Genomic DNA, 19278 nt, shown 5'->3' on the forward strand with positions numbered 1-19278 from the left:
GCCCCCGGCTCCCGTTCCCCGTCCCCGATCCGTCCACCCGCACCGTCCACCCGCATCCGACCGTACGAGGAGACACATGAAAGCGCTCAAACGGCTCGGCGCACGCCGAGCCGCGGTCTTACCGCTGCTGGCCGTGGCCGCCCTGGTCACCCCCGCGGCCGCGACCGCCGCACCCGACGCGCACGACGCCGTCCGGGCCTCCACCCTCGGCGCGCAGGCCGCCCAGTCCGGACGCTACTTCGGGGCCGCGGTGGCCGCCGGGCGGCTCGGCGACGGCGTATACACCGGGATCCTGGACCGCGAGTTCAACGCGGTCACGCCCGAGAACGAGATGAAGTGGGACACGACCGAGCGCTCCCGCGGCTCGTTCAACTTCGGGCCCGGCGACCAGATCGTCAACCACGCCGTGGCCCACGGCCAGCGCGTGCGCGGGCACACGCTGGTGTGGCACTCCCAACTCCCCGGTTGGGTGAGCTCCATCCAGGACGCGAACACCCTGCGCAGCGTGATGAACAACCACATCACCACCGTGGCCAACCACTACAAGGGGCGCGTCTACGCCTGGGACGTCGTCAACGAGGCCTTCGCCGACAACGGCAGCGGCCAGCACCGCCCCTCGGTCTTCCAGAACCTGCTGGGCGACGGCTTCATCGAGCAGGCCTTCCGCACCGCCCGCTCGGCGGACCCGGCGGCCAAGCTCTGCTACAACGACTACAGCATCGAGGACTGGAACTCCGCCAAGACCCAGGGCGTCTACCGCATGGTCCGCGACTTCAAGTCGCGCGGCGTGCCCATCGACTGCGTCGGCTTCCAGTCCCACTTCGGCGCCGGCGGACCCCCCGGGAACTTCCAGACGACGCTGTCGAACTTCGCCGCCCTCGGCGTGGACGTCCAGCTCACCGAACTGGACATCGCGCAGGCGCCGGCCGCCGCGTACACGAACACGGTGCGCGCCTGCATGAACGTCGCGCGCTGCACCGGCATCACCGTCTGGGGCATCCGCGACAGCGACTCCTGGCGCTCCGGGGAGAACCCGCTGCTGTTCGACCGCAACGGCAACAAGAAGGCCGCCTACCGGTCGGCGCTGACCGCGCTGGGCGGCACGCCCACGACGCAGCGGGCCACAGCCACGACGACGGCGACGGCGACGGCGCGGAAGTCCGCGGCCCCGGCGACCCGGTCCGCCGCCGCACTGCCGTCCAGCTTCTCCTGGAGCTCCAGCGGCCCGCTGATCGCGCCGAAGCCCGACTCGACGCACGACATCGCGGGCATCAAGGACCCGACGGTCGTCTACTACAACGGCAAGTACCACGTGTTCGCGAGCACCGCGAGGGCCGCCGGGTACAACCTGGTCTACCTGAACTTCTCCGACTGGTCGCAGGCGGGCTCGGCCACCCACCACTACCTGGACCGCACCGCCGTCGGCGCCGGCTACCGGGCCGCGCCGCAGGTCTTCTACAACGCGCCGCAGCGCCTGTGGTACCTCGTCTACCAGACCGGCAACGCGTCGTACTCCACCAACCCCGACATCAGCAACCCCAACGGGTGGAGCGCTCCGCGCAACTTCTACTCGTCGATGCCCGACATCATCAGGCGCAACATCGGCAACGGCTACTGGGTCGACATGTGGGTGATCTGCGACAGCGCCAACTGCTACCTGTTCTCGTCCGACGACAACGGGCACCTGTACCGCTCGCAGACCACCGTCGGCCAGTTCCCGAACGGCTTCACCAACACCGTCATCGCCGCGCAGGACAGCAAGTACAACCTGTTCGAGGCGAGCAACGTCTACAAGGTGCAGGGCACCAACCAGTACCTGCTGATCGTCGAGGCGGTCGGGTCGGACGGCAGGCGCTACTTCCGTTCCTGGACGTCGGGCAGCCTCGCCGGCTCCTGGTCGCCCCTCGCCGCGTCCGAGAGCAACCCCTTCGCCCGGGCCAACAAGGTGTCCTTCCCCTCCGGGGCCTGGACCAAGGACGTCAGTCACGGTGAGATGATCCGCGCCGGGTACGACCAGACGCTGACGATCCCGAACTGCCGTCTCCAGTACCTGTACCAGGGCCTCAACCCGAACGCGAGCGGCGACTACAACAGCCTGCCGTGGCGGCTCGGGCTGCTCACCCAGACCAACTCGACCTGCTGACCCGGCCTCCGGGCCCACCGACGGCCGCGGCCCTCCGGCATGTGCCGGGGGGTCGCGGCATGCGCGGGGGGGGCGCGGCCTTCGGCGGGCCGGCGCGTCAGCAGGGCCGAAGGGAGAGGCCGGGAGCCGTGAGCGACACCTCGACGTCGTCGCTCCACGAGCAGACCTCCAGCCACGACAGGTAGCCGCCCTGAACGAAGACCAGGACCTCGCCCGGACACTCGCCGGCCGCGGTGACGAACTGCGCCTCCGCGGCGACGACGGTGCCGGGGCCGGTCGGCGCGGGCTCCACGTCGTCGGTGCGCACGTCGAAGAAGGCGGTGCCGCACCCGCACGAACAGCGCGACACCACACGCAGACGGCCCAACTGCCGCCGGAGCGCGAGATGCGCGGGACGCTCCGTGTCCAGCACGGTCTCCAGCGCGGCGGCCACGTCGGCGGGCAGGTGCTCGGTCATCGCCCCACCGTAAGGGGCCGGAGCCCACGGCCGACGTTCCGCCCCGGAACGGCGGCGGGGCGGCGGACGCAAGGCCCCGTACGCGCCGGTCGCCGGGTCGACACGCTGCGCAGGTCGACGTATGGCGTGGGCCGCCCGGTGGTGCGAGCATGGAAGTGGTGCTGGACACCACTCCGTGCTCTCGCCAGGAGGTGGTCATGGCCAAGCGCCTCGTCGTCTGTTGCGACGGCACCTGGAACTTCGCCGACCAGCCGAGCAGAACCAACGTGGCCAAGGTCGCGCTGTCCGTGCGCCCGGGGTTCGCCGCCGGCAAGGAGCAACGGGTCTACTACCACAGCGGTGTCGGCACCCAGCGACGGGACCGGCTGCGCGGCGGCGCCTTCGGCATGGGCCTGTCGCGGAACGTCCTCGACGCCTACCGGTTCCTCGTCGAGACGTACGAGCCCGACGACGAACTGTTCCTCTTCGGTTTCAGCCGGGGCGCGTTCACCGCACGCAGCCTCGCGGGCCTCCTGCGCAACAGCGGCATCCTGCGCCGGGACCACATCGACCGGATCCCCGACGCGTGGGCCCTGTACCGCGACCGGATCGAGCATCCCAACGGCGCGGCGGCCACGTTGTTCCGCCGCTCCTACGCGCGCGAGACGGAGATCCGCTTCATCGGCGTGTGGGACACGGTCGGCGCGCTCGGCGTTCCGCTCCCGGACGCCGCCTGGCTCCAGCCCGCGGTCAACCGGTTCAACCGCCGATGGGCCTTCCACAACACCGAGTTGAGCAGCTGGGTCAGGGCCGCCTTCCACGCCCTGGCCGTCGACGAGCAGCGCTCGGCGTTCCGGCCGACCCTGTGGCACCAGCGCCCGGGGGCCGACCGACAGGGCCAGGAGCTCAAGCAGGTCTGGTTCGCCGGCGTGCACTGCGACGCGGGCGGCGGGTACCAGGAGACGGGTCTGTCCGACATCACCCTGCTGTGGATGGTCGACCAGGCCCGTCGGCACGGGCTGGAGTTCGCCGCCGACGTGCTCGGTGAGGCCGGGCCCGAAGTGATGCGGCCCAACGAGAGCATCGACTTCCGCGTGCGACCCGACGGCCTCGGCCCCCTGCATTCCTCGCGCACCGGCATGTACCGGCTGGCCGAGCCGCTGCACCGGCCGATCGGGGAGGCGGCGAGCGCCACGGGCGAGCTCGACGGAAACGAGTTCCTCGCGGTGCCCGCCAAGGAGCGCCGTGACCAGGACCCGCGCTACCGGCCCCCGGGCCTGGAACGCTATCTCGCCGTGCAGGACCGGGTGCGCCTCGAGCCGGTGCTGCTCCCGGACCTCGCCGCGGGCCTGCCGCCCCTGCCGCCGGCGCCGCCGTCCCACGAGCCGCCGCCACCGCCCACGTCGCCGAAGACCCGCAGGACCGCGTGAGACGGCGCCGGCGCCCCGTACGAACGGTTCGTACGGGGCGCCGGCGCTGTCGGGGTGCGGTGTCGGGGTGCGGTGTCGGCGCGCGCGGTCGGCGGCGTCTCACGCGAGTGGCGTGTCAGGCGTCCTCGAAGAGCAGGTCCTCGGGGGAGCGGGTCATCCTGACGGTCTGCCCGTTCGTGGTTTCCACCACGTGGTTCAGGCCCACGCACCGCTCCCCCGTGGACAGGACCGAGAAGCGGTCGGCGACGCCCGCGAGGAAGGCGGGGAAGCACGTCAGCGGCATGCCGAGCTGGAGGTGGTCCACCAGTCGGCGGAACAGTTTGGGCAGGAGGACGACGTCGTCCGTCAGGGAGGCCAGGCCCGCGATCTTCGCTCCGGTGGTGGTGACGTCGTCCGGCCACAGGCCGCGTCCCGCGTCGCGGGCCTCCTTCGCCGCGGTGGCCATCTCGACGCGCAGACTCGTGAACAGGCTGCGGTAGAACATCGGGTACACCAGACCGGCCGTCAGCAGATGGTGGTTGACGGTCGTCCTCAGCACCGAGGCGTCGACGTCGATCTCCAGACCGCTGGTCCCCGGGGGCGTCCCGCGCCCCGCCAGGGCGACGCAGCGCCCGTGGACGTCGGTGCCGCGGGTGAGCACGAACCCCGGCACCGTGTCCGGGGTGGTGGCCGCCACCGTCTCGCCCGTCCCGTGCTGAACGTCGGTGAAGCCGAGCCAGCTCAGCATCTCGTCGCGGGCGGCGTGCGCGAACTCCGGCGGCTGGTGGACCCGGCTCGCGCCGTAGTGCGTCTCCAGGGCGTCGATCGCGTCCAGTCGCAGCGTCGCGCGGCCGGTCGTGGTGCGGTCGACGGCGCGGCCCAGTCCGCCGCCGACGAGGTCCCACTGCGTGGGGTCGTCGGCGGTGAAATGGACCGTGTCCCCGTCCGGTTGTGAACCCTTGACGTCGTAGAAGCCTTTGATGAGCAGCATCGGCATGGCGACTCCTCCGCGGAAGCGACGGCGAACGTCTGCCATGTTTGTGGCCGTCGTCATCCACTCGTACGGCTCGGCGGACCCCCTGCCTCACATGGTGCGCTTCCCCGACGGGTTTCGCACCTCACCGTGGGGACCGCCGAGTTGCCGACGGCGGCGCGGTGGCGGCCCGCGCCGCTCCGGCGGGTCGTCACCGCCCCGGATGCCGCCCGGAGACACCGGTGACCCGGCCCGGCCCGGTCGTCGCCGGGCCGGGCCGGCCCAGCTCACCGGCGGGACTTCTCCCGGCCGACCCGGTACAACTCCTGCGAGGTGGCGATCAGTTCGCGCCGCTCCTTCTTCGACCCCACCATCGGCTGGGAGCCGTTCAGGGAGACCTGGGCGCTCTCGGGCAGGAACCGGACCGTGATCAGTCCGATGACGCCGGCCGCCATGAGGTAGAAGGCGGGCACCATGTCGTTTCCGGTGACGCTCACCAGCGCCTCCGTCACGAGCGGCGTGGTGCCGCCGAACGCGGCGACCGCGAAGTTGAAGCCGATGCCCATCGCGGCGTAGCGCACGGCCGTCGGGAACAGCGCGGGAAGGGTGGCGGCGCTCGGCGCGGCGAAGCAGGCCAGCAGGGTGGACAGGATCAGCACGCCGAAGATGGGCGGCCAGGTCCCGTCCATCTTGATGAGCAGGAACGAGGGGACGGCCAGCACGATCATGCCCGCCGCCGCGTAGCCGTACAGGGGGCGGCGGCCGACGTGGTCGCTGAGCCGGCCCAGGAAGGTGATCAGCAGGACGATCCACACCATGCCGACCAGCACGAGCACGTCCGCGGAGCTGCTGGAGCGGCCGAGGGTCTCGGTCTGGTAGGTGGGCAGGAAGCCCGTGACCATGTAGTTGGTGACGTTGTAGAGCAGCACGAGTCCCATGCAGATGAGCAGGGCGCGCCAGTGGTCCTTGACGATGGTCTTGAACTCGGTGCCCGCCGACTCCTTGGCGAGGCTCTGCTCGTGTTCGTCGAGCTGCTGCTGGAAGGCGGGCGACTCCTCCAGCTTGAGACGCATGTAGAGGCCGATCACGCCGAGCGGGCCCGCGATCAGGAACGGGATCCGCCAGCCCCAGGAGAGCATCTGGTCGTCGCTCAGGGCGAGGTTCAGCGTGGTGACCAGGGCGGAGCCCAGTGCGTAGCCGACGAAGGTGCCGAAGTCGAGCCAGCTGGAGAGGAAGCCGCGTCGCCGGTCGGGCGAGTACTCGGCGACGAAGGTCGTGGCGCCGCCGTACTCGCCGCCGGTGGAGAAGCCCTGCACCATGCGGGAGAGCAGCAGCAGGATCGGCGCGGCGATGCCGATGGTGGCGTAGCTGGGGATGATGCCGATGGCGAACGTGCCGACCGCCATCATGATCATGGTGGTGGCGAGCACCTTCTGCCGGCCGAGGCGGTCCCCGAGGGGGCCGAAGACGAGTCCGCCGAGGGGGCGCACGACGAACGCCGCCGCGAAGGTGGCGAACGACGAGATGACCTGGGCGGCGGGGGACGCTCCGGGGAAGAAGACCTTGCCGATGGTGGCGGCGAGGTAGCTGTACACGCCGAAGTCGAACCACTCCATGCAGTTGCCGAGCGCCGAGGCGCCGACGGCGCGCCGGAGCAGCGGGGGTTCGACGACCTGCACGTCCTCGTCGCGGAAGGGACGCTTGTTCCGCCTCAGCCGGCGTGTCAGATCCTGGCGGACCTGGGTGGGGAGTCCGGTGATCTCGACCTGCCCGGACCGAGGTGGTTCGGGCTGGCCGTCGGTGAGTACGTCAGCCACAGCAGTTCCTTACCTGTCTTGCGTGAGATGCCCTGTGCGCACAGTGAGACGCCAGGTGCTTTCCGTGCGTAAAGATTCTGTTGCCCCCTTTCTCGTGACTCACTCAGTGATGGAGGACACGCCGTCGCTCCCACGTCCGGCGGAAGGATCGTGACGGCGTTCACGTGGGACACCTGCGCGGACAGCGGGCCGACGGGGCGCGGCAGGGCGGGCGGCGAGGCGGCGGGCGCGTGTCGGCCGCGGGCCGGAACCGGGATCTTCCGCGGGTCCGTCCACGGCCCCGAGGGCGGCACTGATCACGATCGTGAACTGCCTCGCACCTTCCCGGTCCGAGTTGCGGGCCGGGGTGGTGAGCATGATCGGATGAGGTGATGCGCTCCCCCCACCCCCACTCCCACCGACCGCATGCCCGCCCCCACGATCCGCACGCGCGTCCCCACGACCCTTCCACGGCGCCGCGGAACCCCTACGACGAACTCGGCGCCCTCGACGACGGCCCGTTGGAGGAGTTCTTCGGCGCGGACGCCGCCGTGCGGCGCGAGCCGCGGGAGGAGGAGCCGGAGTGGACCGCGCCCGACCACCGCCGGGGCCGCCGCCGTCGCCGTCGCCGCGGCAGGAACCGCTCCTCTCGCCCGACGTTCGTGGTGAAGGCGGTCGTCGGGCTGACCGCCCTGGCCGTCTTCGGCGCCCTGGCCGACCGCTGGGCGCTGCTGTACGCACAGCACCGGGCCGCCCAGACCCTGAAGGAGCACCTGGGCCTCACCGCGACACCCGAGGTGGAGATCGGCGGTTTCCCCTTCCTGACCCAACTCGCCGACGGACGGCTCGAATCGGTGCGGGTGACCGTGCCGGACGTCGCGGCCGACCGCGTGTCGCTGGCCGAGGTCACGGCCACCGCCCACGACATCCGGCTGGACACCGAGGGGTTGACCGCCGTGCGCGGCGCGCACGTGCCACGGCTGGACGGCGACGTGCTGTTGTCCTTCGCCGACCTCGACCGCGAACTGGGCGCCTCCCAGGTGCGGTTCACCGGTGACGGCCGCGACGGGGTCCAGGCCCGCGGCACGCTGCCGGTCGCCGGACACGATCTGCGGTTGCGCGCCCGGGCCACGATCCGGCGGCAGGGCGACCGGGGCGTCACCACGCGGATCGGCGGCATACGACTGGACATCGGGGATCTGGCCACCTACCGCCCCGGCACGCGCGCCTCGGACGGTGTGCACCTGACGCCGAAGGCCGCCGCCGGTCTCGCCCGGGAGACCCGTCGGGCCAAGGCCCTGCTGTCCGTGCCGTCGATCGTGCGGCGCCTCGGGGTGCCGCGGACGACCGTGCGCGCCGCGCTGAGCGACGACGGCGAGCTCGCCAAGGTGACCGGCTCCCCGCGCTTCGCCCGCGAGGCCCGCGGTCTGAACCTGATCGACCTGGCCGCCGACCACCCCGAGGCGCTCCGTGCCCTGGGCGTCGAACCCGGCCTCCTGGACGCCCTGTCCCGGCTCACCCGCCCGGCCCTCGCCGACCGGCTGTCCCTGGCCTTCACCCTGCCCGAGCCGCCGCAGGGGAACGTGCGGCTGCGGTCCGTCCGCGTGGAGCGGGACGGCATCCGGGTCCGTCTCGCCGGCTCCGGGCTGACCGTGGGCGGCTCCCGGCCGGCCGTGCGCCGTTGACGCACCCCATGCGCGGACCGGGTCAGCAGGTCGTGGGCCGCGGGTCCCACGGTCGCGGTCCGTCGCCCTCCTGCCAGCGCAGGAGGTGTGCGCCGTCCACGCAGACGATGCCGCACTGCTCGGCGTACTCGACGGCGGGGGCCGTGAAGTCGCTGGTGGTGACCACGACGGCGACGTCCGCCTCGTGCACGGTGAAGCACGTGCCGCCGAACCGCTGCATGTCCTGGGACCCGACCCGGTTGGTGTCGCAGTAGCGCTTGCACTGGATGACGACCAGACGGCCGTCCGGGGTCCGCGCGAGGACGTCGGCGCCCAGGTCGCCGGCCCCGCCCACGACCTCCACGTCGAGGCAGCCGTCGCGCCGGCACAGGTCGGCTATCGCCTCCTCGAACTCGTAGGGGTCCAGGGCCTCGTAGGCGATCTCCTCGGTGTCCGCGCCGGCCTCCTGCGCGGGCTCGACGAGGACGACGGTGCGCTCGGCGTCGGGGAGCCCGCCGTACGCCCCGGCCGCCACGGGAACGGCGGCGGGCGCGGGCACGGGTGCGTCGAGGGCGTCGACGGCCGTCCTCGTGGCCTCGTCCAGGGCTTTCGCGGCCCGGCGCGCCAGCCTCGCCGCCGATATCCGGCGGCCGCCGCGGCGGCCGGCCGCGACGCTGCCGAGGCCGACGAGGACCAGGGCGACGATCCAGGCGGGACGGTGCTCGACGGCGGCCGCCGCGGTGCGCGCGATCGTGCCCACCAGCGTCAGGAGGACGGCGAGGAGCGCGAAGTACAGCGCTGTGGCCCGCAGTTCGAACCGACGGGGGCGGCGCGCGGAACGCGAAGCACGGACGGGTGCGGCCATGGTGATGCTTCCTCCCGGGGACGCCAACGAAGATCAACAGGCGTCTTCCCAGCTACGGGAGGTTGTATCGGGCGGACGCGATCATCCCTGCCGGCCCGGCTCCGCCGCAGGCGCGGAGCCGCGCACGCGACCCCACGCCGCGGCCCCGCGCCCCGTTGCCGCGCTTCGGCCGTGCACGCCCCTTCCCGGCCGGGTGCCGCCGTGGCATGCTCACCGCCGACATGGCTATGAACGTTGTTCATCCATATGAACAACACCCTCTGCGCGACCATCTGTGGAGAGCGGGCGGACATGAGCGAAGCACACGACGGGCACGACAGCGAGGCACCCGACAGCAGCAGGACACACGACGGCGACGGCACGAGAGCGCCGCACGGCGTCGTCACGAGAAGGGGTCTGCTCGGCAGCGCCGTGGCGGTGGCGGCCGGCGCCGTGACGGCGGGCGGCCCGGCGGCCGCAGCGCCCGCCACTCCCACACCGGCACCCGGGCCGGTTCCCGCGCCCGACCGGCCGCGGGAGCGGGGGCTCGCGCGGGAACCGGGACAAGTCCCGCGCCTGTGGCGCGAGTTCGTCCACAGCCCCTACACCCACCCACAGATCCCCTTCGTCGGCCGGGCGGGCTGCCGCGGCGGCGTCGAGCGCTTCGCGCGTCACCCCCGGGTCCTCGACGCGCGCGCCTTCGGGGCCAGGGCGGACGGCACGACCGACGCCGCCCCCGCGATCAACCGCGCCCTCGCCGCCGCCGGGCGGGCGGGCGGCGGCACGGTCGCCCTCCCGCCCGGGACCTTCCGCATCGACGACGTCATCCGCGTCGGCCACTCGAACGTCGTCCTGCGCGGCGCCGGCAGCAACCGCACGACGCTGTACGCCACGCGCAGCCTGACCGAGCTGATCGGCGTCTACGGCTCCCGCTACGGCGGCGACAAGTCGTCCTGGTCCTGGGCCGGCGGCCTGGTCTGGCTCGCGCCCGAGGCGCGCTGGGACTCCCTCGTCGCCGCGATCCGGGCCCGCTCCTGGCCGTTCGAGGGCTGGACCGGAAACCGCCGTGACGAATGGCGCACCCTCACGCCGGTCGCCCCGGCCCGGCGGGGTTCCTGGACGGTGACGGTCGCCGACCCCTCCCGGCTGCGTCCCGGCGCGCTCGTCCTGCTCCGCCTCCGCGACGACCCCGCGCACAGCCTCCTGGAGCACATGGCCGGCGGGGGCCCCGGCCCCGAGGCCTACGCGTGGGACGACAAGACGAAGCTGACCTCGTACGTCCCCTACGAGTGGCCGGTGCGGACCGTCCGCGTCAAGGGCCGCACGGTCACGCTGGAGCGCCCGCTCCCCCTCGACGTGCGCCCGGAGTGGGACCCGCGCCTCACCACCCACGTGCCGGAGCTGACGGGCTCCGGCGTCGAGGGGCTGACCCTGGAAGCGGTCCAGACGCCCCAGCAGCCGCATCTGCTCGACAAGGGGTACAACGGCGTCGTCCTGCAATGCGCCTACGACTGCTGGGTGGACGACGTGACGGTCCGTCATGTCGACAACGGCTTCGGGCTGGTGGCCGCCTCCGCCTGCACGCTGCGCCGGACCCGGGTCGCCGGCCGCGGCTCCCACCACCCCTACTTCTGCCGGGAGGGGTCGCACGACAACCTCGTGGAGGACTTCACCATCGAGGAGCGCACCGTCCCCGGACGGCCCGACACACAGCTGCACGGCGTCAACGTCGAGGGGCTGTCGTCGTACAACGTCTGGTCGCGGGGCGACATGCGGATGGGCACGTTCGACAGCCACCGCGGCATGCCCTTCGCCGACGTCCGCACCGACATCACCCTCGACAACAACGGCCGTCACGGCGGCGACGCGAGCGCGGGACCCCTGTTCGGGGCGCGCTTCACGCACTGGAACATCCGGGTCGTCAACCGCCGGGCGGGCCTGGTGCGGATCGACGGCCTGGCGCCGTACTCCGCCACCGTCGGCATCGACGAGGTCACGGAGTTCGACCAGATCGACGTCCCCGACTTCACGGGCGATCTGCACTCCCGACTGGAGCTGTACGGAGCGCCCGACGCGGTACGGCCGCGCAACCTGCACGAGGCGCAGCGCGCCCTGTAGGCCTCGGCGGGGCAGGGGGCCGGGCTCGCGGCCGACGTCCGCGGGCCTCGTCGCCCTCCCCGGCGGGAACATGTCCGCCGACCTCCGTTCACCTACCTGAACCACCTCCATGATGCGATGGGAGACATCCATGAGCGCCCGCCCCCGTCTGGGCCTCCTCCTGGCGGCCCTGGTCGTGTTCACCGCCGGCCTGACGCCCGCCGCTTCGGCGCGGGCGCACTCGGCGCGTCCGGCGCCCCGAACCCCGCACACGGTGGTGCTGGACGGCGCCCGGCTGCGGCAGGCGAAGACCGGCCTGGACCGCGGCGACCGTCGACTGCGGCGGACCGCCGCGGCGTTGACGGCCCGCGCCGACAAGTGGCTGGACCAGGGCCCCTGGACGGTCGTCGACAAGCCCCGACCCGCGCCCGGCGGCGACGTCCACGACTACCTCAGCCAGGCCCCCTACTGGTGGCCCTCCGTGCCGCCGACCGCCGACAACCCCTGGGGCTGCCCCTACGCGCAGCGCGACGGACAGCGCAATCCCGAGGTCGACTCCGGCACCGACCGGCAGGACGTGGAGAAGGTCTTCGACTCGGCGTACGACCTTTCCCTGGCCTGGTACTACACCGGCGAGAGGCGGTACGCCGTCAAGGCCGGGCAGATCCTGCGCACCTGGTTCCTCGATCCCGCCACGCGGATGAACCCGAACCTCGACCACGCCCAGTTCATCCCGTGCAGGTACGACGGCCGCGCCATCGGCATCATCGACTTCTCCCAGTCGTACACCGCCGTCCTCGACGCGGTCGCCGTCCTGGAATCCGGCGCCGACGCCTGGACGGGGACGGACCGGGCCGGCATGGCGCGGTGGAACGCCGACTTCCTGGGCTGGCTCACGGACAGCGACTTCGGCAGGCAGGAAGCCGCCGCCGCGAACAACCACGGCACGTTCTACGACCTGCTGGTCGCCGCCCTCGCCCACGCGACCGGCGACGAGGGTCTGGCCCGCAGGACGGTGCTGGGCGCACGCACCGCGCGCATCGCCCCGCAGATCGCCGCCGACGGCAGCCAGCCCCAGGAACTGGCCCGGACCCGCAGCTGGCACTACTCGACCTTCGACCTCGTCGCGTACACCCGCCTCGCCGGCGTCGGGCGGCATGTGGGCGTGAACCTGTGGACATACCGGGGTCCCGACGGGCAGAGCCTGTTCAAGGCGGTGGACTACCTGCTGCCCGCGGCGACCGGAGCCGCCGTCTGGCCGCATCCGGAGCTCGAGTTCCTCCGGTACGCGGCCGTCGACGTGGTGCACGCGGCCGCCGATGCCGGCGACGGGCGGGCACGGCGGGCCGTCCCCGCACTGCCCGAACCCCCGGGCGGCGATCTGTGGGCCCTGCGACCTGCGGCGGAGCAGCTGGACTCCCTAGCGGGCTGACGTCGGACCCTCGCACCGGGTCGCCAGGCGCCGGCCGGGCGCCGGGTACGGCATGATCGACCCGGCGCCCGGACCGGCGGGGGACGGGCGTCCGCGCCCGGCTGCTTGGTTTGCGGGCTCCGGGGCAGTCGGAAGGCGGACATCACCCACCAGGGTGCGGTCGATCGAGCAGGGAGATCATGGGCATGGCGGGATCGGAGCATGCGGAGACCCGTGCGACGGGGCGTCCGGAGGCGCCCGCCGGCCCGTTCACCCAGGCGCTGGAAGCCGTCGGAGCCGGGGCCTACGTGGTGGACGAGCAGGGCCGGGTCCTCGCGGCGAACGCGCGGACCGAGAAGCTCCTCGGCTGGTCCCCCGAGGAGCTCATCGGGCACGACGCGCACGACCTGCTGCACCGCGACGCCCACGGCCAGCCCCTGCCGAGGACCCAGTGCCGCATGCGGCAGGCCTTCCACGCCGGACGTCCCGCCCAGGCCGAGGAGGACCACCTGGCGCACCGGGACGGCTCCGTGCTGCCCGTGTCGTGGCTGATAACCCCCTTCGGCCTCGCCGGCCTCGAACGCTGCACCCTCGTCATCTTCCACCCGCGCCGCGCGGAGGAGGCCGACGCGCCGCCGGCGCCCGCCGCCACGCTGCTGCCCGAGCTCGAACGCCTCGCCCTGCTGGCCGCGACCACCACGCAGCTGACCTCCACCCTGGACGTCGACGAGGCGCTGCGGCGGCTGGTGACGCTGGTCGTGCCCCGGCTCGCGGACTGGGTCATCATCGACCTGATCACCGAGCGGGACGAGGTGTGGCGCACCGTCGTCGTCGAGTCCGACGGCGTCTCGCCGACGCGACACGACGAACTCGAGGGGCCGATGCCCCCGATCCCCGAGGAATCCCCCATGCCGCTGTCCAGGGCCCTGCGCGGAGTGGCCTCGACGCTCGCCGGCCCGCAGACCTACCAGGGGGCGCCGGACTCGGGCATCGCGGTCGAGCAGCGCCGACTGTTCGACGCCACCGGCATCCACTCCGCGGCCATCGCCCCCATCCGCAGCACCCGCGCCGTGCTCGGCGCGCTCACCCTGGGACGCGCCGCTCAGCCCGGCGACTACAACCCCGCCGACCTTCCCCTGATCGAGGACATCGCCCGCCGCGCCGGCCTCGCCCTGGACAACGCGCGCCTCTACCAGCGTCAGCGCAAGGTCGCCGAGACCATGCAGAACCACCTGCTGCCCCAGATGCCACGGGTGCCCGGGCTTCAGATGACGGTGCGCTACCTGCCCGCGCCCGACGCCTCGCAGGTCGGCGGCGACTGGTACGACGCCTTCTCGCTCTCCGACGGGTCGACCGCGCTGGCCGTCGGCGACGTCGTCGGCCACGACCTGGAGGCGGCGGCCGGCATGGCCCAGGTGCGCAACATGCTGCGCGCCTACGCCTGGGCCTTGCAGGAGCCGCCGAGCCGGATCGTGGACCGTCTCGACGAGGCGGTCATGCACATCACCGACGTCGCGATGGCCACCCTCATCCTCGCCAAGATCGAGGAGGCCGACGCCGGCCGGTGGAAACTGACCTGGACCAACGCCGGCCATCCGCCGCCCCTGCTGATCAGCCACGACGGCCTGGCCGAGTACCTCACCGCCGGTCACGGCCTCCTGCTGGGCACCGGCGCGCGCAGGCCGCGCTCCGACGCCACGGCCCTGCTGCCGCCCGGTTCCACTCTCGTGCTGTACACCGACGGGCTGATCGAGGAGCCCGGCCACACGCTCGACGAGGGCCTGCACCGGCTGCGTCAGCACGCGGCCGCCCTCGCGCACCGGCCCCTGGCCTCCTTCACCGACCAACTGCTGCGCCGGGTCCGCCCCACGGCCAACGACGACGACGTGGCCCTCCTCGCCCTGCGGACGCCCGCCCGCCACTGACCCGCCCGGCAGGCCGGCCGGACGGCCTCCCGCACGGCCGGAGCCCGTCCCCCGGGGGCGTGGGACGGGCTCCGGGCACGGGAACGCGTCCCCGGCGTCCGCCGCTCAGGAGTGGACGATGCGGCGCACGTTGTCCACCGCGCCGCAGCCTGCCTTCAGCTGACGTTCCCGCTCGTCGAGGAACTCGCCGCCGAGCTCCTCACGCCGCTCCATGGGCACGTTCTCGCGCGCGCCGTTGAGGATGGTGCGCTCCTCCTCGTCGGCGTGATGGGTGACGGCCTCGACGAGCTCCTCCAGCTTCTCGTCCCACTCCTCGGAGCCGACCTCGTCGACCTCCAGGAGTTCGAGGAGCGCCTTGTTGCCCTCCTCGTGCTCCTCCTCGCCGTGCTCGACCTCTTCGTCCTCGATCCTCTTGTAGCGCTTGAGGGCGGGGTACACCTTCGCCTCCTCCGCCAGCGCGTGGGCGATCAGCAGGTCGGCGAACTCCTCCAGGGCCGCGGCCCGGTCCGCTTCCACGCTGCGCATCCGGCGAAAGAGCTCTTCCATCCTCCGGTGGTCCTGAAGAATGAGTTCGACGACGTCTCGTGTCTCGGCCATGGAACCGGCATCGCTTTCGTGTGAGGGGACCTTGCCGGATCCGTCTACCCCGCCCGCCCGCGTTCAGTGATCAGGCCTGGTCGGATCCTTGAGGAGCGGGGTCCTCTTTCACCCGTGCGGACGCGCCGGCCCACCGACGCCCCGGACGTCCGCGGCGCGCGAGCGGGGCCTCGCCGCCGGTCGGCGACCGCGCGCGGGACACTGTAGGGAGCGCACGTCCCGCCTCCCCTCCCAGGAGGATCCATGTCCTCGACCGGTCTTCCCGCGCCCGTCCCGGCGCCGTCCCCTTCCGGCCGGGACGGATGGCGGCCGGGCGTCCGCCTCCTCGCCCGCCTGGGCCTGCGTCGCCGTGCGCTCCCCCCGCGTCCCGCCCCGACGCGTCCGGGGCGCGCCGCCCAGGCGCGGGCGCTGCTCGCGGTGCTGGAGGAGGCGGTGGCGGCCCAGGGACCCACGGACGCGGCGGTGGCCGCCTGCGGCGAGCCCGGCGCCGTCCCGGACCACGCCGCCCGGGCCTGCGGTGACGCCGCCTCCGCGCTGCTGCGGCTGCGCGCCCGGCTGCTGGAACTGCCCCTCGCCGACGCCGACCTCGTGCGGGCGCGGGCCCGCGCGGCCCGACTGCTCTCCTACGGCCAGTGGATGGTGCGTCAGTCCGCCGATCTCGCGTACCGGGTGCACCGGGACGCCCGCACCGAGGCGGCCCGGCTTCAGCTGAACGGCCTCGGCCGGCCGGCGGACGAGCTACGACGCCTGCGCGACGCCCTCGAGGACGAGGTCGAAGCGGAAGGCTGACGCCCGGAGGCGCCCGGGAGCGCGGGCGTGCTCGGCCCCGCCGGGCGGTCAGGCGTGGGAGAGGGCGAAGGAGACGAGGAAGCCGCACACGGTGATGAGCCCGATGGCCAGGTGGGCGTCCTCGAACGCCTCGGGGATCATCGTGTCGGCGACCATGGCGAGGATCGCCCCGGCCGCCACGGCGGTCACCGCGGCGATCACCGCGGGCGAGAAGGAACCCACGACGGTGTAGCCGAGCACCGCGGACACGGTGCTCGCCGCCGCGATCGCCGCCCAGACGCCGAAGACGTACGCCCGGCTGCGGCCGGCCTTCTTCATCCCCGCCGAACTGGACAGCCCCTCGGGGACGTTGCTGATGAAGACCGCGGCCACCGTCACCAGGCTCACCGCGCCCCCGTCCAGCAGGCTGACGCCGATCACCGCGGATTCCGGCACCCCGTCGAGGAGGGCCCCGAGCGCGAGCGCCGTCCCGGACCCGCTCTGCTCGGTCTCCGAGGGCTGCGCCTGCGCGCCCGCGTGGCCCGAACGCTTGCGGTGCCGTGCGCCCCGGCGGGCCAGCCACACGTTGCCACCGGTGTAGGCCAGTGCGCCGACGAGGGTGCCGACGGCAGCGGGAGCGAGCCCCGCCTCGTCGTACGCCTCCCCCACCAGCTCGAAGGAGACCGCCGACAGCAACACGCCCGCGCCGAAGGCCATCACCGTCGCGATCACCTTCTGCGGGACGCGCAGCCCGTAGCCCAGCCCGGCGCCGATCAGCAGGGCCGAGCCCGCCACCAGCCCCCACAGTCCCGCCTGCACGACTTCACTCATGAGGGCCCCTGTACCCGGATTCCCCGGTGCGGATCTCCGAGCGGGCACGGTGGGCCGGGGCGTGCGGCGCCGGACGGCGGGCCCGGCCCACTAGGCCGACCGTGTGTGACAACCGCCCGTTCGGGCGTGTGTCGGCCACCGCCGGGCTTCGCCCGCCGCCATGACTCGCGAGGATGGCCCTGATTCACGCACGTGCGGGGGCAGACCGCGGACACCTGGAGAAACTGGCTGTGACGATTCTGAACGATCCGGACCGGTCGGCTGCCGCCGCCTACGACGCCGAGGTGCCGGTCAGGGGCAGGCAGCCCGGCAACGTCGTCGTGAAGTGGATGACGACCACCGACCACAAGACCATCGGCACGCTGTACCTGGTCACGTCCTTCGCGTTCTTCCTCATCGGCGGCGTGATGGCTCTGCTGATCCGTGCCGAGCTGGCCCGCCCGGGCCTGCAGATCGTCTCTCCCGAGCAGTACAACCAGCTGTTCACGATGCACGGCACGGTCATGCTGCTGATGTTCGCGACGCCGCTGTTCGCCGGTTTCACGAACTGGATCATGCCGCTTCAGATCGGCGCGCCCGACGTGGCGTTCCCGCGGCTGAACATGTTCGCCTACTGGCTCTACCTGTTCGGATCCTCCATCGCGGTGGGCGGCTTCCTCACCCCGCAGGGCGCCGCCGACTTCGGCTGGTTCGCCTACAGCCCGCTGTCGGACGCCATCCGCAGTCCCGGACTGGGCTCCGATCTGTGGATCATGGGCCTGGCCTTCTCCGGCTTCGGCACCATCCTCGGCGCGGTCAACTTCATCACCACGATCATCTGCATGCGCGCCCCCGGCATGACGATGTTCCGCATGCCGATCTTCACCTGGAACGTGCTGCTGACGGCCGTGCTGGTCCTGTTCGCCTTCCCCGTCCTGGCCGCCGCGCTGTTCGCGCTGGAGGCGGACCGCAAGTTCGGGGCGCACATCTTCGACTCCGCGAACGGCGGGGCGTTGCTGTGGCAGCACCTCTTCTGGTTCTTCGGGCATCCGGAGGTGTACATCATCGCCCTGCCGTTCTTCGGCATCGTCACCGAGGTCATCCCGGTCTTCTCCCGCAAGCCGATCTTCGGCTACATGGGGCTCGTGGCCGCGACGATCTCGATCGCCGGTCTGTCCGTGACGGTGTGGGCGCACCACATGTACGTCACCGGAGGCGTGCTGCTGCCGTTCTTCTCCTTCATGACGTTCCTCATCGCCGTCCCGACCGGCGTGAAGTTCTTCAACTGGATCGGCACCATGTGGAAGGGCTCGGTGTCCTTCGAGACGCCGATGCTGTGGGCGGCGGGGTTCCTCGTGACGTTCCTCTTCGGCGGTCTGACGGGGGTCATCCTGGCCTCGCCGCCGATGGACTTCCACGTCTCCGACTCGTACTTCGTGGTGGCGCACTTCCACTACGTCGTCTTCGGCACGGTCGTCTTCGCGATGTTCGCGGGCTTCCACTTCTGGTGGCCGAAGTTCACCGGCAAGATGCTCGACGAGCGCCTCGGCAAGATCACCTTCTGGACGCTGTTCGTCGGCTTCCACGGCACCTTCCTGGTCCAGCACTGGCTGGGCGCCGAGGGCATGCCGCGCCGCTACGCCGACTACCTGGCCGCCGACGGGTTCACCACCCTGAACACGATCTCGACGATCAGTTCCTTCCTCCTCGGCCTGTCGATGCTGCCGTTCCTGTACAACGTGTGGCGAACGGCGAGGTACGGCAAGCCGGTCGGCGTCGACGACCCGTGGGGCTACGGCCGCTCCCTGGAGTGGGCCACCTCCTGCCCGCCGCCGCGCCACAACTTCACCACCCTGCCGCGGATCCGCAGTGAATCCCCGGCGTTCGACCTGCACCATCCCGACATCGCCATGGCCGAGGCCGAGGCGCACGGGATCCGTTGATGATCCGCGACGACCCGCCGGAGGCGGTGACGGGCGAGGCGGCGAGGCGGGATGCCGCGCAGGCCCGCGGGCTCGGCGACCAGGTGGAGGGGTATCTGCTGTGGCAGGCCACGATCGCCGTGGCCGAGGAGCGCGCGCGGACCTTCGTGTCGCCCATGGACTGGCTGACCACGTCTCAGCGGGCCGACGTCGAACAGCGGTACGTCGCCGACAGTCTCCATCACGCCCGACGGGACCTGGAAAGGATCGCGGCCCGCTGCCGCTCGCTGCGCGGCGAGTACGAGTCCCGCTACCGGCAACTGCGCAGGCGCTGTGTGGGCTGGGCGGTGGCCGCCGGCGCGTGCCTGGCCTCGGTGACGGCGGCCGCGCTGTCCCTGCTCCGTTGAGGCGGGCGGCCGGAGGCCTCGCGTCCGGTCGCCACAGGCGCGTTCGAGGGGGCGGTCCGGCCGGACCGCCCCCTCG

The 19278-nt window shown here is 72.5% G+C and carries 15 protein-coding genes; 9 read left to right on the forward strand and 6 right to left on the reverse strand.

Annotated elements, in window-relative coordinates:
• Positions 1-76: 76 nt before the first annotated feature.
• The gene (locus KMS84_RS02310) at positions 77-2143 is read left to right on the forward strand and encodes a glycoside hydrolase (protein ID WP_256914298.1); all 2067 of its coding nucleotides are present in this window, start codon (positions 77-79) and stop codon (positions 2141-2143) included.
• 97 nt (positions 2144-2240) lie between these two features.
• On the opposite strand, the gene KMS84_RS02315 is transcribed toward KMS84_RS02310, so the two are convergent.
• Positions 2241-2600 carry a hypothetical protein gene (locus tag KMS84_RS02315; RefSeq protein WP_256914299.1) on the reverse strand — a complete coding sequence of 120 codons (360 nt, stop codon included), beginning with the start codon at positions 2598-2600 and terminating at the stop codon, positions 2241-2243.
• A 197-nt stretch (positions 2601-2797) separates the two neighbouring features.
• On the opposite strand from KMS84_RS02315, the gene KMS84_RS02320 reads away from it, so the two are divergent.
• A complete protein-coding gene (locus KMS84_RS02320; RefSeq protein ID WP_256914300.1) occupies positions 2798-4009 on the forward strand; it encodes a T6SS phospholipase effector Tle1-like catalytic domain-containing protein in 1212 nt (403 codons plus the stop codon).
• Positions 4010-4124: 115 nt separating this feature from the next.
• Here the strand turns inward: KMS84_RS02320 and KMS84_RS02325 are convergent, their stop codons facing one another.
• Both KMS84_RS02325 and KMS84_RS02330 read right to left on the reverse strand, forming a co-directional pair.
• Positions 4125-4985 carry a thermonuclease family protein gene (locus KMS84_RS02325; RefSeq protein ID WP_256914301.1) on the reverse strand — a complete coding sequence of 287 codons (861 nt, stop codon included), beginning with the start codon at positions 4983-4985 and terminating at the stop codon, positions 4125-4127.
• Positions 4986-5248: 263 nt separating this feature from the next.
• On the reverse strand, positions 5249-6778 hold the full coding sequence (locus KMS84_RS02330; protein ID WP_438818890.1) for an MFS transporter: 1530 nt from the start codon (positions 6776-6778) through the stop codon (positions 5249-5251).
• Between the two features lie 371 nt (positions 6779-7149).
• Here KMS84_RS02330 and KMS84_RS02335 point away from each other — a divergent pair, with 371 nt between their 5' ends.
• Positions 7150-8442, forward strand: a complete 1293-nt coding sequence (locus KMS84_RS02335; RefSeq protein ID WP_256914302.1) for an LmeA family phospholipid-binding protein — start codon at positions 7150-7152, stop codon at positions 8440-8442.
• Between the two features lie 22 nt (positions 8443-8464).
• On the opposite strand, the gene KMS84_RS02340 is transcribed toward KMS84_RS02335, so the two are convergent.
• Positions 8465-9286, reverse strand: a complete 822-nt coding sequence (locus tag KMS84_RS02340; RefSeq protein WP_256914303.1) for a restriction endonuclease — start codon at positions 9284-9286, stop codon at positions 8465-8467.
• A gap of 291 nt (positions 9287-9577) precedes the next feature.
• On the opposite strand from KMS84_RS02340, the gene KMS84_RS02345 reads away from it, so the two are divergent.
• The 3 genes from KMS84_RS02345 to KMS84_RS02355 all read left to right on the forward strand — a co-directional run bounded on the left by KMS84_RS02345 (position 9578) and on the right by KMS84_RS02355 (position 14698).
• Positions 9578-11383 carry a glycosyl hydrolase family 28-related protein gene (locus KMS84_RS02345; RefSeq protein ID WP_256914304.1) on the forward strand — a complete coding sequence of 602 codons (1806 nt, stop codon included), beginning with the start codon at positions 9578-9580 and terminating at the stop codon, positions 11381-11383.
• A gap of 130 nt (positions 11384-11513) precedes the next feature.
• Positions 11514-12794 carry an alginate lyase family protein gene (locus KMS84_RS02350; protein WP_256914305.1) on the forward strand — a complete coding sequence of 427 codons (1281 nt, stop codon included), beginning with the start codon at positions 11514-11516 and terminating at the stop codon, positions 12792-12794.
• A gap of 185 nt (positions 12795-12979) precedes the next feature.
• Positions 12980-14698 (forward strand): SpoIIE family protein phosphatase, encoded by a 1719-nt coding sequence (locus tag KMS84_RS02355; RefSeq protein WP_256914306.1) that lies wholly within the window; start codon positions 12980-12982, stop codon positions 14696-14698.
• A 105-nt stretch (positions 14699-14803) separates the two neighbouring features.
• Here KMS84_RS02355 and KMS84_RS02360 read toward each other — a convergent pair whose 3' ends face one another.
• A complete protein-coding gene (locus KMS84_RS02360) occupies positions 14804-15295 on the reverse strand; it encodes a hemerythrin domain-containing protein (RefSeq protein WP_256914307.1) in 492 nt (163 codons plus the stop codon).
• 243 nt (positions 15296-15538) lie between these two features.
• Here KMS84_RS02360 and KMS84_RS02365 point away from each other — a divergent pair, with 243 nt between their 5' ends.
• Positions 15539-16084, forward strand: coding sequence for a hypothetical protein (locus tag KMS84_RS02365; protein WP_256914308.1), 546 nt, complete (start codon positions 15539-15541; stop codon positions 16082-16084).
• Positions 16085-16132: 48 nt separating this feature from the next.
• Here the strand turns inward: KMS84_RS02365 and KMS84_RS02370 are convergent, their stop codons facing one another.
• Positions 16133-16894 (reverse strand): ZIP family metal transporter, encoded by a 762-nt coding sequence (locus tag KMS84_RS02370; protein WP_256914309.1) that lies wholly within the window; start codon positions 16892-16894, stop codon positions 16133-16135.
• Positions 16895-17124: 230 nt separating this feature from the next.
• Here KMS84_RS02370 and ctaD point away from each other — a divergent pair, with 230 nt between their 5' ends.
• Positions 17125-18816 (forward strand): aa3-type cytochrome oxidase subunit I, encoded by a 1692-nt coding sequence (gene ctaD, locus KMS84_RS02375; protein ID WP_256914310.1) that lies wholly within the window; start codon positions 17125-17127, stop codon positions 18814-18816.
• On the forward strand, positions 18816-19202 hold the full coding sequence (locus KMS84_RS02380) for a cytochrome C oxidase subunit I (protein ID WP_256914311.1): 387 nt from the start codon (positions 18816-18818) through the stop codon (positions 19200-19202). The genes ctaD and KMS84_RS02380 overlap by 1 nt, the downstream gene beginning before the upstream one ends.
• Positions 19203-19278 lie beyond the last annotated feature (76 nt).

Origin of the sequence: Streptomyces hilarionis, from assembly GCF_024539675.1 — a bacterium.
In the GTDB taxonomy this organism is placed as follows: Bacteria; Actinomycetota; Actinomycetes; order Streptomycetales; family Streptomycetaceae; genus Streptomyces; species Streptomyces hilarionis.

Excerpts from the sequence above, each read along its gene's own strand:
- KMS84_RS02345 (WP_256914304.1), top strand. The coding sequence starts at position 9,578 with ATGAGCGAAGCACACGACGGGCACGACAGCGAGGCACCCGACAGCAGC.
- KMS84_RS02350 (WP_256914305.1), top strand. The coding sequence starts at position 11,514 with ATGAGCGCCCGCCCCCGTCTGGGCCTCCTCCTGGCGGCCCTGGTCGTG.
- KMS84_RS02315 (WP_256914299.1), bottom strand. The coding sequence starts at position 2,600 with ATGACCGAGCACCTGCCCGCCGACGTGGCCGCCGCGCTGGAGACCGTG.
- KMS84_RS02335 (WP_256914302.1), top strand. The coding sequence starts at position 7,150 with ATGCGCTCCCCCCACCCCCACTCCCACCGACCGCATGCCCGCCCCCAC.
- KMS84_RS02320 (WP_256914300.1), top strand. The coding sequence starts at position 2,798 with ATGGCCAAGCGCCTCGTCGTCTGTTGCGACGGCACCTGGAACTTCGCC.
- KMS84_RS02380 (WP_256914311.1), top strand. The coding sequence starts at position 18,816 with ATGATCCGCGACGACCCGCCGGAGGCGGTGACGGGCGAGGCGGCGAGG.
- KMS84_RS02325 (WP_256914301.1), bottom strand. The coding sequence starts at position 4,985 with ATGCCGATGCTGCTCATCAAAGGCTTCTACGACGTCAAGGGTTCACAA.
- KMS84_RS02365 (WP_256914308.1), top strand. The coding sequence starts at position 15,539 with ATGTCCTCGACCGGTCTTCCCGCGCCCGTCCCGGCGCCGTCCCCTTCC.
- KMS84_RS02310 (WP_256914298.1), top strand. The coding sequence starts at position 77 with ATGAAAGCGCTCAAACGGCTCGGCGCACGCCGAGCCGCGGTCTTACCG.
- KMS84_RS02355 (WP_256914306.1), top strand. The coding sequence starts at position 12,980 with ATGGCGGGATCGGAGCATGCGGAGACCCGTGCGACGGGGCGTCCGGAG.
- KMS84_RS02360 (WP_256914307.1), bottom strand. The coding sequence starts at position 15,295 with ATGGCCGAGACACGAGACGTCGTCGAACTCATTCTTCAGGACCACCGG.
- KMS84_RS02370 (WP_256914309.1), bottom strand. The coding sequence starts at position 16,894 with ATGAGTGAAGTCGTGCAGGCGGGACTGTGGGGGCTGGTGGCGGGCTCG.
- KMS84_RS02340 (WP_256914303.1), bottom strand. The coding sequence starts at position 9,286 with ATGGCCGCACCCGTCCGTGCTTCGCGTTCCGCGCGCCGCCCCCGTCGG.